Origin of the sequence: Salmonella sp. 32082101201600294FB01SM01 (assembly GCF_017572865.1) — a bacterium.
GTDB classification, from domain to species: Bacteria; Pseudomonadota; Gammaproteobacteria; order Enterobacterales; family Enterobacteriaceae; genus Salmonella; species Salmonella enterica.
The window spans coordinates 647,944-664,206 of record NZ_JAGESB010000003.1; the positions used below are offsets into that span (position 1 = coordinate 647,944).

Below are 16,263 nucleotides of genomic sequence, written 5' to 3' on the forward strand. Positions count from 1 at the left end.
CCGGAGGCGTAGCGCCTCCGGTGAAAGCACCTCAGAATGTCATTGTAAGCTGCGCGCCTGCCCCCCAGGTTTCATCTTCGCCGTACAGTCCCATTAAGTCGAGATGCACACGGTTAAAGGGCGCAAAACCAAGACCGCCGGTAACTACATTGCTATCGTTATTTTTCACATCCGCACGATACCCTGCGCGCACCGCCAGCCATGACAACGGTCGAACTTCAGCGCCGACACCCACGTACTGTGAATTGTCTTCGCTCTTAAAGCCTTTCGTTTCCGTCAGATCGCCATCGGCGCTTACGGTCAGCAAATCGTTATGCCATGCGACGCCCGCGGTAACCAGGGGGCGGATTTGGTATGTATCTTTGTAGTTGGTGGTTTCTCCCGTCATACCATTAGTGATGTAAATATCTTTCGTATCGATATCGCGAGATACCAAATTTTGCCCGCTCAGCCCCAGCGTCCAGTTTTCACCGATATCGGCAGCAAGCCCCGCATCAATGTTAAAACCCGTATCGTCATTGCGATAACGGCTGCTATTCCAGTCGCTACTGTCGTAGTTATAAATTGAGGTGGTGTAGTTATAGAGCCAGGTTTTTTGCAGTTTTGGCGTAACGCCAATGGAAACAGGCACCTCGCCCACCACAAACTGCTTCGCCAGCGCAATACCGTAGTCAGATACAATCGCTACCCGCCCCGACGCGGTAGAGTTTAAATGCTTTGTAATTTCGTCAGACCCCAGCAAAGCAGCGCGTCCTGCTTCACGAAGCGCGACACGTTCATCATGCTGGATATCGCGCAGATACTGAATATCGTTCTGATCAATGGACGAACTCACGCGCCCATGCGCATAACCTTTGGCGATAAACGCCACGGAAAGCGTTTGCCCTGGAATACTTACCGCCAACCCGGCGCCGGCATTGGCGCGGGCGGTTTTTCCGTTGAGATATTCCAGCTCATCGGCCAGGTCGCGCGCGGCGCCCTGAAATTGATTCAGCACGTCTCGCGGATTGAGCAGAATTTGCCCCAGCGTAAGGTTATCGACGACCTCATCGTAGTAATCCACTTTATCGCTGATATCGTCAATTTCATCCTGGAGATTGTCTTTATCCGTAATCTGGACGCCGACCGCAGGAAGGACAACAGTGATATTGTCTTCCGGTTTGGCTTTTGCCAGTAACGCCGGATTTAACAGTACTCCGCTGCCATAATTCGCGGACGCGACGCCCGTCCCGCCCATTGCGTCATTACGCGCTTCCGTCCAGGTATTGGCGGCGCTCGCCTGCTTTGCCATAAAAAGCGAGACCGCGATAGCAATCAGTGAAAGTTTGACGTTTTTGTTCACAGTTAGCCCATCTTATTATCAGGTGAAGTAATCCCTCCGCCACGCTTTATCGGACAGAGGCGAACCATTGCTGTGAAATAGTGATGTTAAATCCTGTTGTTATAATATCGACCCTCATTATGTATAGATGAGAATACTGGCGCGGAAAAGCTTAGCAGGCGATATATTGTCGCGGGGTAATTTCAGAGTTTTAAGCAGCTCGTGGTAAAGTAGCGGATTAGACTTTCATGCCATTCGAGGTGCTACATGGAAAAGACCACAACGCAAGAGTTACTGGCGCAAGCTGAAAAACTCTGCGCGCAGCGCAACGTGCGCCTGACGCCTCAGCGCCTCGAAGTGCTGCGCCTGATGAGTCTGCAACAGGGTGCCATCAGCGCATACGATTTGCTCGATTTGCTGCGCGAAACGGAACCACAGGCCAAACCGCCCACCATCTACCGCGCGCTGGATTTTTTGCTCGAACAGGGTTTTGTCCATAAAGTGGAATCCACCAATAGTTATGTGGTTTGCCACCTGTTCGACCAGCCGACGCACAGCTCGGCCATGTTTATCTGCGATCGTTGCGGCGTGGTGAAGGAAGAGTGTGCCGAGGGCGTGGAAGACATCATGCATACGCTGGCGGCTAAAATGGGCTTTGCGCTACGACATAACGTTATTGAGGCGCACGGTCTGTGCCCTGCGTGCGTAGAAGTGGAAGCGTGTCGCCATCCGGGCGACTGTGGTCACGATCACTCGGTGCTGGTGAAGAAAAAACCACGTTAGCCTGAACGGAAAAACGGGCGGCAGTAGAGAGGGGCACGCCCGCATTCACAGGCAAACAGGGGGAAGCACATCCATGTACTCCTGGTAGGGGAAAACATATTACCAGCGATAGTTGTTACGGGTTTCCCAGTCAACAACCTCTTTTTCCGCCTGATCTTTCTGGTAACCGTAACGCTCCTGGATTTTACCTACCAGTTGGTCGCGTTTACCTTCGATAACGGTCATATCGTCATCGGTCAGTTTGCCCCATTGTTCTTTCATTTTACCTTTAAACTGTTTCCAGTTACCGCCGGCTTCGTCTTTATTCATCATCTTGTCCTCATCATTCGGTTAGGAATAGCAGGTGTTATTCGCCCAAATGCACTGCAATTTCTGCTGGACGTGATAATAATTGTAGGCAGGAATTCGGCCTTCGGTTTTATATTCAGAATTTTTAACCGTCACGATCTGGCAAACCATGTACCCTCGCGCCAGTGACGACGCCAGATAAGGCTCAACGACAGACCGCGAAGCGCCAGGAACACGGTTAATGCCAGCCATAAACCATGATTTCCTAATACCGGCAGGGCGAAGAGCGTCAGCGCGAATCCTCCCGCGGCGACAGCCATGCTATTGCGCATTTCGGCAGCGCGCGTCGCGCCAATAAACATACCGTCGAGCAGATAGCACCATACGCCCACCAGCGGTAATACCACCTGCCAGATAAGATACCGATCCGCCAGTAGCTGTATTTGCGGCAATGAGGTCAGTAACGCGACAATATGTTCGCCTGCCAGGGCATAGACTGTGGAAAACAACAAGGCCACAATTCCTGACTGACGACACGCCGCTCGCCAGACGTCCAGTAGCTTGCTACCGTCACGCGCGCCGTAAGCCTGACCGGAGTGCGCCTCCACCGCATAAGCAAAACCGTCCAGCGCATAGGCCGTAAAGGTGAGTAAGGTCATCAGGACTGCATTTACCGCGATAATATCGCTGCCCAGCCGCGCGCCTGACACCGTGATTGCGCCAAAACAAAGCTGAAGGAGCAATGAGCGCAGCATGATATCGCGATTGAGCGCTAAAAGGCGGCGCACGTTGCCGCGCCAGGCCTGTTTTAGCATATCCAGCGACACACCGCGGAGATGGAGAACTTTACGTACCATCATAAAGCCGATCAGTAATGTGGCATATTCTGCGATGACCGTCGCCAGGGCGGCGCCCTGCACGTTCATATGAAGTCCCATCACCAGCCACAGGTCGAGCGCGATGTTGAGGATATTGCCCACGACCAACAAGATAACCGGCGCCCGCGCATACTGAACGCCTAACAGCCACCCGAGCAGCACCAGATTCGCCAGTGACGCGGGAGCGCTTAGCCAACGAATTTCAAGGAAGCGTCTCGCCTGCACCAGGACAGCGTCGTTCCCGCCGACAATATGTAAAGCCAGCTCGATAAGCGGCGTGCGAAATAGCACAATCATCACGCCAGCGCCCAGTGCCAGCAATAACGGTTGAATGAGCGCCCGGGCTAACGCCTGCGGATTTTTGGCGCCAAATGCCTGCGCCGTTAGTCCGGTGGTGCTCATACGTAGAAATAGCAGCAGCATGAAAAGAAAGCTGGTGGCAGTCGCGCCCACCGCCACGCCGCCCAGGAAAACCGGGCTGTCCAGATGACCAATCACCGCCGTATCAACCAGCCCCAGTAAGGGGACGGTGATGTTAGAAAAAATCATCGGCAGCGCGAGACGCCAGAGAGCTTTATCAGAGGAGGTAAAAAGCGGCATGGAGAAAAGCCTGACAAGGAGTTAAACGAAACGAGCGCATTGCCGGATGGCGACGTAACGCCTTATCCGGCCTACAAATTAATCATCTCAGGAACTGCATTCCCGTAGGCCTGATAGCGCAGCGCCATCAGGCTGCACGATTGCCGGATGACGGCTTACAAGGAGATTAAAAAGAGATTACAACCATTCCCCGTTGCGAATGACGCCTACCGCCAGCCCTTCAATCGTAAAGCTTTGTTCGCGCAGATCCACCACTATCGGTGTAAACTCGCTGTTTTCCGGCAGCAGCTCCACTTTATTGCCCTGCTTTTTCAGGCGTTTTACTGTCACTTCATCGTCAATGCGAGCGACAACCACCTGGCCATTACGGACGTCCTGCGTTTTATGTACCGCCAGCAAATCCCCATCCATAATACCGATGTCCTTCATCGACATACCGCTCACGCGCAGCAGGAAATCGGCGCTGGGTTTGAACAGTGAAGGATCGACCTGGTAATGGCCTTCAATATGCTGCTGCGCCAGAAGCGGTTCACCCGCCGCGACACGCCCGACAAGCGGTAATCCGTCCTCTTCTTCCTGTAACAGACGGATACCTCGCGATGCGCCGGAAACGATTTCAAGCACCCCTTTGCGCGCCAGCGCTTTAAGGTGTTCTTCCGCAGCGTTTGGGGAACGGAACCCCAAACGCTGCGCGATTTCCGCACGCGTCGGTGGCATACCTGTCTGGCTGATGTGATCCCGGATGAGATCAAACACCTCTTGTTGCCTGGCCGTTAACGCTTTCATTCCGCCCCCTGGGTGTATATACAGTCATGCTGTGAGTATATACAGTTAAAGGTGATTTTGGAACCACAAACGGCGCAAAAAACAAGAGATTTATAAAATTTGGAACCTTTATCGAAAATGTGACCATAACAGGATGCCCCAGGTCATCAGGGCAACGAAAATAGACAGTAGCACCGCAGCCGATCCCATATCTTTCGCACGGCCGGAAAGCTCATGGTATTCAGAACCGATGCGGTCAACGACCGCTTCAATAGCGCTGTTGAGGATTTCAACAATCATGATAAGTAAAACGGAACCTATCAATAACACACGGGTAATCGCATCCACATCCAGCCAGCAGGCGATGATGACGCCCAGCAATACCGCGATACTTTCCTGGCGAAACGCTGCTTCGTGAGTCCATGCGGCGCGAAATCCTTTCCAGGAATATCCTGCCGCTTTGATAATTCTGGTGAATCCAGTGGTATTATTGGCCATCAAAAGAACCTTTTTACATTATTAACGTCAATGACATTATACGGTTGCCCTGCACGATTCGGACTGCCGTAACGCAGCGCGAAGTATGACGGGATACAACAGAAATTCGCTAAACTTTCTGATATCCTTGCACCGCATTTGCATTATTAACCAGAGGCTTTACATCGTTTATGTCCGGCTGGCCACGAATTTACTACAAATTACTGAATTTACCATTAAGCATACTGGTAAAAAGCAAGTCTATTCCGGCGGAACCCGCCCAGGAATTGGGGCTCGATACTTCTCGCCCCATTATGTATGTCTTGCCATACAACTCAAAAGCGGACTTACTGACGCTGCGGGCTCAATGTCTGGCGCACGATCTCCCGGATCCGCTGGAGCCGCTGGAGATCGACGGCGCGCTGCTGCCACGCTATGTATTTATTCACGGCGGACCGCGTGTCTTTACCTATTACACGCCAAAAGAAGAGTCGGTGAAACTTTTTCACGATTATCTCGATCTGCATCGGAGTAATCCGGCTTTGGACGTGCAGATGGTGCCCGTTTCCGTGATGTTTGGCCGCGCGCCGGGTCGTGAAAAGGGAGAAGATAACCCGCCTTTACGTATGCTGAACGGCGTACAGAAATTCTTTGCCATCTCCTGGCTGGGTCGCGATAGCTTTGTCCGATTCTCGCCGTCCGTCTCATTGCGTCGTATGGCTGATGAACACGGCACCGATAAAATCATCGCGCAGAAGCTGGCTCGCGTGGCGCGTATGCACTTTGCCCGCCAGCGCCTGGCGGCGGTTGGCCCACGCCTGCCAGCCCGTCAGGATCTGTTTAACAAACTGCTGGCCTCGAAAGCGATCGCCCGCGCGGTAGAAGACGAAGCGCGTAGTAAGAAAATCTCTCATGAAAAAGCGCAGCAAAACGCCATTGCGCTGATGGAAGAGATCGCGGCGAACTTCTCTTACGAGATGATTCGTTTGACCGACAGGATTTTGGGTTTTACCTGGAACCGACTGTACCAGGGGATTAACGTGCATAACGCCGAGCGCGTACGCCAACTGGCGCACGACGGGCATGAAATCGTCTATGTGCCCTGTCATCGCAGCCATATGGACTACTTGCTCCTTTCTTATGTGCTGTATCACCAGGGACTGGTTCCGCCGCACATTGCCGCCGGTATTAACCTTAATTTCTGGCCCGCTGGCCCGATTTTCCGTCGTCTGGGCGCGTTCTTTATTCGTCGCACCTTTAAGGGGAATAAACTCTATTCCACCGTCTTTCGCGAATACCTGGGCGAGCTGTTCAGCCGCGGCTACTCGGTTGAGTATTTTGTCGAAGGAGGACGTTCGCGTACCGGACGTTTGTTAGACCCGAAAACCGGCACCCTGTCGATGACTATACAGGCGATGCTGCGCGGCGGTACCCGTCCAATTACGTTAGTGCCTATTTACATCGGCTATGAGCACGTCATGGAAGTGGGAACCTATGCGAAAGAGCTGCGCGGCGCGACAAAAGAGAAAGAGAGCCTGCCGCAAATGCTGAAAGGCTTGAGCAAGCTGCGCAATCTGGGTCAGGGCTACGTTAACTTTGGCGAACCGATGCCGCTCATGACGTACCTGAACCAGCATGTGCCGGAGTGGCGCGAATCTATCGACCCTATAGAGGCCATACGCCCAGCCTGGCTGACGCCGACGGTAAATAGTATCGCCGCCGATCTGATGGTGCGTATTAACAACGCTGGCGCGGCAAACGCGATGAACCTGTGTTGTACCGCGCTGTTGGCGTCGCGTCAGCGCTCGCTCACCCGCGAGCAGCTCACCGAACAGCTTGATTGCTATCTCGATCTGATGCGCAATGTCCCTTATTCCACAGACTCAACCGTTCCTGCCGCCAACGCTGGTGAGCTCATCGCTCACGCGCTGCAGATGAATAAGTTTGAGGTCGAGAAAGACACCATTGGCGATATCATCATTCTGCCGCGCGAGCAGGCGGTGTTGATGACCTACTATCGTAACAATATCGCGCATATGTTGATTATGCCTTCGCTGATGGCGGCGATTATCACCCAGCATCGTCGCATTTCGCGTGATGCGTTGCAGCAGCATGTTGAAGCGCTCTATCCGATGTTAAAAGCGGAGCTGTTCCTGCGCTGGGAGCGCGAGGAGTTAGCCTCGGTCATTGACGCGCTGGCCAGTGAAATGCAGCGTCAGGGGCTAATTACCCTGCAGGATGATGAACTGCATATCAACCCGGCGCATTCCCGTACGCTGCAACTGCTGGCGGCAGGCGCGCGCGAAACGCTACAGCGTTATGCCATTACGTTCTGGCTGTTGAGCGCCAATCCGTCCATCAACCGCAGTACGCTGGAGAAAGAAAGCCGTACCGTGGCGCAACGTCTGTCTGTCCTGCACGGTATTAACGCGCCGGAGTTTTTCGACAAAGCGGTGTTCAGTTCACTCGTGTTGACGCTACGGGATGAGGGTTATATCAGTGATACGGGCGATGCCGAACCGGCAGAAACGATGAAGATATATCAGATGCTTGCCGATCTGATTACCTCTGATGTCCGTCTGACGATTGAAAGCGCGACGCAGGGCGAGTAAGCCAGTGCCTGAAATGCCCGATGGCGTAAGCTTATCGGGCAACTGATATGACGTATTGAAAATTTTGGCTTTGTAGGCCGGGTCCGCCCGGCATGACATCAGAAGTGCCAGTAACTCATCGCCAGCCCTAAAAATAGCACCAGGCCAACGTAATTATTGTTCATAAAGGCTTTAAAGCAGGCTTCACGTTCACGGTTCGCAATCAGTTTTTGCTGGTAGACAAACAGCGCGCCCGCCACCAGCACAGCCCAGTAATATCCCCATCCCAGACCATTCAACCAGCCGATCAGCGCCATTAACGCCATGACGCCAAGCTGCAGAATCCCGATAATCAATGTGTCATAACGACCAAACAGGATCGCCGTCGATTTAATGCCTATCTTGATATCATCATCTCTGTCGACCATCGCATATTGCGTATCGTAAGCCACCGCCCAGAGAATATTGGCGAGGAACATCAGCCAGCAGCTCAACGGCAGGGATTCGCTCACCGCGGCGAACGCCATGGGGATTGACCAGCCGAAAGCGGCCCCCAGCACGACCTGCGGCAGGTGGGTGTAGCGTTTCATAAAGGGATAAACCCAGGCCAACGCCAACGCCGCCACGGAAAGCAGAATCGTCATCGCGTTCAGCGTCAGCACCAACAGAAACGCCAGCAGCACCAGTACCACAAACAGGTTGCGCGCTTCTTTCTCTGTCACGGCGCCGCTGGGTAAAGGCCGGTTGACCGTACGTTTTACATGTCCGTCAAATTTACGATCGGCATAATCATTTACCACGCAGCCCGCCGCGCGCATTAACCACACGCCAGCGACAAAAACCGCCAAAATCCACAGCTGAGGCATACCCGGTGTCGCCACCCATAGCGCCCAAAGCGTCGGCCAGAGCAGCAGCAACGCGCCAATAGGCTTATCTGTACGCATCAAACGGTGAAACGCCAGCAGCTTACTCTGCGTCAGACTCCACTCCATCTTTATCTTCCTCTCAGTACAGCGGCGATGCAGGTAAAAAAAGCTCGGTAAGCAACAGTGGCTTTCCGCTCAACCGCAGTCGAGAGCGGCGCCCCCATAGCGTTGCATCGCGTCCAATTTCAATAAAATCGCGGGTCAGTGTCGATGATGTAAATAGATAACGTCCAAGCGGGGTTTTACCCAGATGTTGTAAGACCTGTTCAGGTCCGCACAGCGTGGATTCCGGTACCACGGTACGTCCGGCAAGCCAGGGCTCGCCGTCAGCGCAAAGCAGTATCTCACGTAACCAGTAGCGGGATTCGGATGGCAGTAAACCTGATGCTTCCTCGACCTCACTTTGGCCGACAAACGCTTCCCGAATCAGCGTCACGCTTACCCGCTTTCCCTGCTGCTCAAAACGTTTAGTCATAGAATCTTCCAGCAACAGCCAGTCCAGCAAATGGGGTTCAAGCGCAGGAATCGCATCAAAATAGCGCAGCGCACGCAGTTGCGTTAACGCAGGGTGTGACATGCCTTACTCTCCGATTCATAACCTAAAGTCATTGTATCTCAGAAAAGACATTACGGGGGGCGCAATCACAATTAAGTGATCTGTTGCGCAACAAAAAAATAACAATTCGCATGAAATGATAAAAAAAGGTGCGCCAGGAGACGCACCAGTTGCTGCAAAATCAGCACTGTGGGGAAACAATTACCCCTTGCCTTTTACACTGCTGATAAAGGTGGAACGGGCAGATGTCGATCCCAGACGTTCAGCCTCATCAAGCAGTTTCAGCGCTTTATCGACGTCGCCTTTCGCTACGGCATCCTTAATCGCTTTATTAAAGTAGCTTTCCGTATCGTTCAACATCGGTTCGCTTTTCTTCGGCGCGACTGGCGCTGGCGCAGCGACCGGCGCGGCGGTATTGCCTACCGTTACCGGCCCGGTACCGGACGAGCCAAACAACGGCCCGACCAATACGCTGGAGCTACTGTTGGTTTTCACCTTCAGTTTCACCACGCCGTCAGTGGTATGGCGAGCAACTGGATCGGGAATATCCGGGATAGAGTTACCGACGCCTTTGGCATAGGCTTTTGCCGGATCGAGCAGCGTAGTGGTTTGCTGAAGATCTTTTTCGGTCGTAAACACCAGAACATAGAGTTTCTGCTGCCCCAACGCAGGCGTCAGGCGCATCACGCCTTCCAGCCGGTCTGCGCTCATGACGCCCGGCTGCTGATAAGTAAAGTAACTGCTGGGGAAGAACGCCGAAGGCGTCATATTTTGGTCAAGAATCAACACGTTTGGCGCAAAAACGCTGGCTTGCTTATTGACCTCGCTGGTCAGAGTTAATGTCAGCTCGCCGATATTCGCCGGAACGCTATAAGCGGCGACCGGGCCGGTAATGCCGGCGACGTCAAGGCGCTGGCCCCCAGTCGCCAGTTGGGTAGACTGCGTTTTTGACTGATCTACAGGCGTCCAGGTTAATTGCTGTAGCGCAGCAGCAGGAATAGCAGGCGCGGCGCTGGTATTTTGCGGTACATAGTTCACTTCCGCCAGGCTGATACCCGGCACGCTGGCGAACAGCCCTGCGGTTAAACAGAGGGCGACGAGACTTTTCTTCATTTTCATTATTCTCACCTCAATAAGGCGGGTTCAGCGGTAGCCAGGCAATAGCGCGCCAACCCAAACATATCGCCGAATGGCGGCTGGCGCCTTATTCGGCTTACAAGCATCATCAGACCTGATGTTTCAGAGGGGCTTGCGCCCCTCGTTACGTCAGATGACCATCGTATTACCACCAGATTTCCATCTGGGCGCCGAAGGTCCACTCATCGCTATCGCCACGGCTGTTGGTGGAAATGCCGGAGTTAGTCGCTGCGGCATAACGGGAAATGTTATCGCCGTCTTTGATATAGCCCCATTTCTCATCCCATTTCGCGTAGGTGGCGAAAATACGGATAGCCGGACGCGACCAGATGCTGTCGCCCGCCTGCCACTGTTGCGCCAGGGTGATTTTATATTGATTGTTACGATCGCCGGTCTGCTGAGATTTCACGTTGTCGTAGCCGACTTCCAGCAGGGTACTCATGATTGGCGTCCACTTGTACATTGGACGTACGCCCACGGTCCACCACTCAGTACCCAGGTTATTATCCCAATCGATATTCTGGTACATACCGACGTACATCAAATCCCATTTATCACCAAGCGAGATGGCGCCATGATCCAAAATACGCCACATATCGCCATTATTATTGATGACCTTATTGGCATAATTAATTTTGGTTCCATCAGGCAATTCTTCAGTGAAAGATGAAGAACCGTCGGAACCACGCGCCTGGCCTTTACCCTGCGTGGTCATGGCATCGGTGGCATATTGCACGACAAACTTGTTATAGCCTTTCAACATGCTTTGCGTGTGTTCGGCGGTGAACATCCAGCCGTCTTTCGATGCCCCATCAGCCAGCTTATAACCATCGGTCGTATTGGCGCGACCGTAATCAACGCCCAGCTCCAGTACGCCGTCCGGGTTCGTTTGCAGACCAGCCAGACGTACGTCAAAGACGTCGTTAGCGGTATCTTTCACTTCATCATAAATATTCTGGCTGCTGAAGGTGTAAGAGCCGCCCGCTTCAGTAGAGCGGGTCGCCGCCAGTGAAAGCTTACCGAAGCCCAGATCGATATTTTCGATACCCGCGCCAGGACCTGAAATATCCCAGTAGTAGAAGTCGATCATGTGTACGTCATGACGCTGATAGAAGCGCTTACCGGCCCAGATGGTAGAGCCCGGCAGCCATTCAATCAGGTTTTTACCCTGCACGTTCGCTTCGCGGAAGGCGGGATCGGTCGATTCCCAGTCGTTCTGCTGGTTAACCGAATAGGCGACGTTGGTGTCGAAATAGAAGCTCTTATCGCCCTCTTTCCACACTTCCTGGCCCAGTTTCAGTTCCGCATAGGTTTCACATTCGTTACCGAGACGGTATTTACTTTGTGCACCGGTCACCTGGAAACATTGTTGTTCGCCGCCGCTTCCCGTCCAGCCAATACCGGAACGGGCGTAACCGTGGAAATCGACAGCCATTGCCTGAGCGGACATTACGCCCGCTGCGACAGCAACCGCCAGAGGGAGTTTGCGCAGAGTAATCATCATTCTATCTCCTGAGATCATTGCTTTTCTTTAAACGCTGCCACCTTCTAAAACTGCGAATGGTTTTGCGTTTCGTTTTTTTATGGAGGCCTTAAACACCCGGCTCTTGATGCAGACGACGACATGCGCTGCCATCCTCGCGGAACAGATGACAGCGCTCTGGCGGCAGGCCGATAGCGAATGTGGCGCCCTCTTCTACCAGCACCACGTCATTCTGGCGATAAACCAGGTTTTGACGGATGGCGGGGATCTGGATATGAATTTGTGTTTCGTGCCCTAACTGCTCGACCACCTGGACTTCACCTTCCAGGGTGACATCGGCGATATCGCTCGGCAGCAGGTGTTCCGGCCGAATGCCTAAAGACATATTGGCGCCGACCTGCACGCCGCGACTTTCGACCGGCAGCCAGATTTGCTGGCGATTCGGCAGTTCGACCTGGACTTGTTCAATCGCGGTGGCGGTCACTTTCACCGGCAGGAAGTTCATCTTCGGCGAGCCGATGAAGCCCGCGACAAAGCGGTCCGCCGGATAGTGGTACAGCTCCAGCGGCTTACCGACCTGCGCGACGCGACCGGCGTCCAGCACCACGATTTTGTCGGCCAGCGTCATCGCCTCGACCTGATCGTGGGTGACGTAAATCATCGTGCGGCCCAGACGTTTATGCAGGCGAGAAATTTCAATGCGCATCTGCACGCGTAGCGCGGCGTCCAGGTTAGAGAGCGGTTCGTCCAGCAAAAACACACGCGGCTCCGCTACCAGCGTGCGGCCAATCGCTACGCGCTGACGCTGACCGCCGGAAAGCGCTTTTGGCTTACGTTCCAGCAGATGCGCCAGTTGCAGCACTTCCGCCACCTGGTTGACGCGTTGATTCATTACCTCTTTTTTGGCGCCCGCCAGCTTGAGGCCGAAAGACATGTTTTCTGCAACGGAGAGATGGGGATAGAGCGCATAAGACTGGAATACCATGCCCACGCCGCGCTCGGCAGGCGGAATATCATTCATACGGGTTTCCCCGATAAACAGGTCGCCACTGGTGATGGTTTCAAGCCCGGCGATCATACGCAGCAAGGTCGATTTACCACAGCCTGACGGTCCGACAAACACCACGAACTCCCCGTCATGGATATCGAGGTTAATATCTTTCGATACCACCACGTCACCCCAGGCTTTCGTTACATTTCGTAGCTGTACGCTCGCCATGCCCTTCTCCCTTCGTTACAACCTGTCATTGACAGCAACATTCATGATGGCCTGACTATGCGCGATCCCTGACTGGGGTAAATCCTCCACCCCCCGGCTTTTTTATGGGGGAGGAGGCGGGAGGATGAGGGCACAGCGCCTGAGACCACGGGCGCGGACAGAAAAGGAATTTCGTGATGCCGCCCGCAAAAATCGGCGTGTTTTTGTGTGCGCCAGCACGCATTACTCACATTTATGCAACACAGATCACATAAAGCCGGGGTGGGGCGTAGGGGCGGGGAGGATGGAAAGAGGTTGTCGTATAAAGAAACTAGAGACCGTTAAACCACCTCTGTGTACATCACCAAAAAGGATGGGAGATATGAAGATTAAAACTGGCGTAGGCATCCTCGCATTATCCGCACTTACGACGATGATGATTTCCGCCCCGGCTCTCGCCAAAATTGAAGAAGGTAAACTGGTTATCTGGATCAACGGCGACAAGGGCTATAACGGTCTGGCCGAGGTCGGTAAAAAATTTGAGCAAGACACCGGCATTAAAGTGACCGTTGAGCACCCGGATAAGCTGGAAGAGAAATTCCCGCAGGTGGCTGCCACCGGCGACGGTCCTGACATTATCTTCTGGGCGCACGACCGTTTTGGCGGCTACGCGCAGTCTGGTCTGCTGGCGGAGGTCACTCCGGATAAAGCGTTTCAGGACAAACTCTATCCGTTCACCTGGGATGCGGTACGCTATAACGGCAAGCTGATCGCCTACCCCATCGCCGTTGAAGCCCTCTCCCTGATTTATAACAAAGACCTCGTCCCGAACCCGCCGAAAACCTGGGAAGAGATCCCGGCGCTGGATAAAGAGCTAAAAGCGAAAGGGAAGTCGGCGATAATGTTCAACCTGCAAGAGCCGTATTTCACCTGGCCTTTGATCGCCGCTGACGGCGGTTACGCGTTCAAATTTGAAAACGGCAAGTATGACGTGAAAGACGTTGGCGTCGATAACGCCGGCGCGAAAGCGGGCCTGACTTTCCTGATCGATATGATCAAAAACAAAAATATGAGCGCCGATACCGATTACTCCATCGCCGAAGCGGCCTTCAATAAAGGCGAAACGGCAATGACCATCAACGGTCCGTGGGCATGGTCGAACATCGACAAGAGCAAAGTCAACTACGGTGTCACCCTGCTGCCGACCTTCAAAGGCAAACCCTCGAAACCGTTCGTCGGCGTGCTGAGCGCGGGGATTAACGCTGCCAGCCCGAATAAAGAGCTGGCGAAAGAGTTCCTCGAAAACTACCTGCTGACCGATCAGGGTCTGGAAGCGGTGAACAAAGATAAACCGCTGGGCGCTGTGGCGCTGAAATCTTTCCAGGAGCAGTTAGCGAAAGACCCCCGTATCGCCGCCACCATGGATAACGCCCAGAAAGGCGAGATCATGCCGAATATTCCGCAGATGTCCGCCTTCTGGTATGCGGTACGTACGGCTGTGATCAACGCCGCCAGCGGCCGTCAAACCGTGGATGCCGCGCTGAAAGATGCACAAAGCCGTATCACTAAGTAATGCCGCGAGCCTGTGCCGGATGGCGGCATAAATGCCTTATCCGGCCTACAACACACCGTAGGCCTGATAAGCGCAGCGCCATCAGGCACATCTCCGGCCAGGAAGTTTCAACGCTGTAGAGGAAAACCCCCATGGATGTCATTAAAAAGAAACACTGGTGGCAAAGCGACCAGCTTAAATGGTCAGTAATTGGTCTGCTGGGCCTGCTGGTGGGTTACCTTGTAGTTTTAATGTACGTACAAGGGGAGTATCTGTTCGCCATCATGACGCTGATTTTAAGCTCTGCTGGCCTGTATATTTTCGCAAATCGTAAAACCTATGCCTGGCGCTACGTTTACCCTGGCCTCGCCGGCATGGGGCTGTTTGTGCTATTCCCGCTGGTGTGCACCATCGCCATCGCCTTTACTAACTACAGCAGCACCAACCAGCTCACCTTTGAACGCGCCCAGCAAGTGCTGATGGACCGTTCTTATCAGGCGGGAAAAACCTATAACTTCGGTCTTTACCCGACCGGCGACGAGTGGCAACTGGCCCTCACCGACGGAGAAACGGGCAAACATTACCTGTCTGACGCATTTTCCTTCGGCGGCGAACAAAAATTACAGCTGAAAGAGACTGATGCCCTGCCGGGCGGCGAACGCGCCAATCTGCGAATAATCACCCAGAACCGTCTGGCGTTGAACCAGATAACCGCCGTCCTGCCGGATGAAAGTAAAGTGATTATGAGCTCGCTGCGTCAGTTTTCCGGTACCCGTCCGCTGTACACACTGGCTGATGACGGCCTGCTGACCAATAACCAGAGCGGCGTAAAATACCGGCCAAACAACGATAGCGGTTATTATCAGTCGATCAACGCCGACGGAAGCTGGGGTGATGAAAAACTCAGTCCTGGTTATACCGTTACTATCGGCGCGAAAAACTTTACGCGCGTCTTTACCGACGAAGGGATCCAGAAGCCTTTTTTCGCTATCTTCGTCTGGACCGTGGTCTTTTCGGTTCTCACTGTGGTGTTAACCGTGGCGGTTGGGATGGTATTGGCCTGCCTCGTACAGTGGGAAGCGCTGAAAGGTAAAGCTATCTACCGCGTCCTGCTGATTCTGCCCTACGCCGTACCGTCGTTTATTTCAATTTTGATTTTCAAAGGGTTATTCAACCAAAGCTTTGGCGAAATCAATATGATGCTGAGCGCGCTGTTTGGCATTAAACCTGCCTGGTTCAGCGACCCCAACACCGCGCGGGCAATGGTGATTATCGTGAATACCTGGCTGGGCTATCCCTACATGATGATCCTGTGCATGGGACTGCTGAAAGCGATTCCGGATGACCTGTACGAAGCCTCCGCAATGGACGGCGCCGGTCCATTTCAGAATTTCTTTAAGATCACCTTACCGCTGCTGATTAAGCCGCTAACGCCGCTGATGATCGCCAGCTTCGCTTTTAACTTTAATAACTTTGTCCTGATTCAGTTATTGACCAACGGCGGGCCAGACCGTCTCGGCACCACCACGCCTGCCGGTTATACCGATCTGCTCGTCAGCTACACCTACCGTATCGCCTTTGAAGGCGGCGGCGGTCAGGACTTCGGTCTGGCGGCGGCCATTGCCACGCTGATCTTCCTGCTGGTAGGCGCGCTGGCCATCGTGAACCTGAAAGCCACGCGTATGAAGTTTGATTAAGGGAGATAATA

Annotated in this window: 15 protein-coding genes; 4 read left to right on the forward strand and 11 right to left on the reverse strand. The window is 53.5% G+C overall.

The features are described from left to right. Positions 1–31: 31 nt before the first annotated feature. A complete protein-coding gene (locus J4645_RS16290; protein ID WP_023215120.1) occupies positions 32–1,342 on the reverse strand; it encodes a conjugal transfer protein TraF in 1,311 nt (436 codons plus the stop codon). Positions 1,343–1,588: 246 nt separating this feature from the next. Between J4645_RS16290 and zur the strand changes: the two genes are divergently transcribed. After that, a complete protein-coding gene (zur, locus tag J4645_RS16295) occupies positions 1,589–2,104 on the forward strand; it encodes a zinc uptake transcriptional repressor Zur (protein ID WP_000416271.1) in 516 nt (171 codons plus the stop codon). Positions 2,105–2,203: 99 nt separating this feature from the next. Here the strand turns inward: zur and J4645_RS16300 are convergent, their stop codons facing one another. From J4645_RS16300 to J4645_RS16320, 5 genes are all read right to left on the reverse strand, one after another. Beyond that, positions 2,204–2,413 carry a CsbD family protein gene (locus tag J4645_RS16300; RefSeq protein WP_001030592.1) on the reverse strand — a complete coding sequence of 70 codons (210 nt, stop codon included), beginning with the start codon at positions 2,411–2,413 and terminating at the stop codon, positions 2,204–2,206. A 21-nt stretch (positions 2,414–2,434) separates the two neighbouring features. Further along, positions 2,435–2,548: a hypothetical protein gene (locus J4645_RS16305; protein ID WP_001575282.1), complete on the reverse strand. Its 114-nt coding sequence runs from the start codon at positions 2,546–2,548 to the stop codon at positions 2,435–2,437. Continuing rightward, the gene (dinF, locus tag J4645_RS16310) at positions 2,545–3,870 is read right to left on the reverse strand and encodes an MATE family efflux transporter DinF (protein WP_001128112.1); all 1,326 of its coding nucleotides are present in this window, start codon (positions 3,868–3,870) and stop codon (positions 2,545–2,547) included. The genes J4645_RS16305 and dinF overlap by 4 nt, the downstream gene beginning before the upstream one ends. Before the next feature lie 177 nt (positions 3,871–4,047). Continuing rightward, on the reverse strand, positions 4,048–4,656 hold the full coding sequence (gene lexA, locus J4645_RS16315) for a transcriptional repressor LexA (RefSeq protein ID WP_000646079.1): 609 nt from the start codon (positions 4,654–4,656) through the stop codon (positions 4,048–4,050). A gap of 108 nt (positions 4,657–4,764) precedes the next feature. Further along, entirely contained in the window at positions 4,765–5,133 is a 369-nt protein-coding gene (locus tag J4645_RS16320; RefSeq protein ID WP_000002900.1) for a diacylglycerol kinase, read from the reverse strand. 170 nt (positions 5,134–5,303) lie between these two features. On the opposite strand from J4645_RS16320, the gene plsB reads away from it, so the two are divergent. Beyond that, positions 5,304–7,724: a glycerol-3-phosphate 1-O-acyltransferase PlsB gene (gene plsB / locus J4645_RS16325; protein WP_001631823.1), complete on the forward strand. Its 2,421-nt coding sequence runs from the start codon at positions 5,304–5,306 to the stop codon at positions 7,722–7,724. Between the two features lie 98 nt (positions 7,725–7,822). On the opposite strand, the gene ubiA is transcribed toward plsB, so the two are convergent. From ubiA to malK, 5 genes are all read right to left on the reverse strand, one after another. Beyond that, on the reverse strand, positions 7,823–8,695 hold the full coding sequence (gene ubiA / locus J4645_RS16330) for a 4-hydroxybenzoate octaprenyltransferase (protein WP_000455249.1): 873 nt from the start codon (positions 8,693–8,695) through the stop codon (positions 7,823–7,825). 13 nt (positions 8,696–8,708) lie between these two features. Then, positions 8,709–9,206: a chorismate lyase gene (ubiC, locus tag J4645_RS16335; protein ID WP_000019219.1), complete on the reverse strand. Its 498-nt coding sequence runs from the start codon at positions 9,204–9,206 to the stop codon at positions 8,709–8,711. 180 nt (positions 9,207–9,386) lie between these two features. After that, a complete protein-coding gene (malM, locus tag J4645_RS16340) occupies positions 9,387–10,304 on the reverse strand; it encodes a maltose operon protein MalM (protein WP_000782497.1) in 918 nt (305 codons plus the stop codon). 163 nt (positions 10,305–10,467) lie between these two features. Continuing rightward, positions 10,468–11,826, reverse strand: coding sequence for a maltoporin (locus J4645_RS16345; protein WP_000973678.1), 1,359 nt, complete (start codon positions 11,824–11,826; stop codon positions 10,468–10,470). An 88-nt stretch (positions 11,827–11,914) separates the two neighbouring features. After that, positions 11,915–13,024 carry a maltose/maltodextrin ABC transporter ATP-binding protein MalK gene (gene malK, locus J4645_RS16350; RefSeq protein ID WP_000179176.1) on the reverse strand — a complete coding sequence of 370 codons (1,110 nt, stop codon included), beginning with the start codon at positions 13,022–13,024 and terminating at the stop codon, positions 11,915–11,917. A 361-nt stretch (positions 13,025–13,385) separates the two neighbouring features. Here malK and malE point away from each other — a divergent pair, with 361 nt between their 5' ends. Together malE and malF are read left to right on the forward strand one after the other, a co-directional pair. Further along, complete coding sequence (gene malE / locus J4645_RS16355; protein WP_000695415.1) at positions 13,386–14,576, forward strand: maltose/maltodextrin ABC transporter substrate-binding protein MalE; 1,191 nt, start codon at positions 13,386–13,388, stop codon at positions 14,574–14,576. Positions 14,577–14,707: 131 nt separating this feature from the next. Next, entirely contained in the window at positions 14,708–16,252 is a 1,545-nt protein-coding gene (gene malF / locus J4645_RS16360) for a maltose ABC transporter permease MalF (protein WP_000382573.1), read from the forward strand. Positions 16,253–16,263 lie beyond the last annotated feature (11 nt).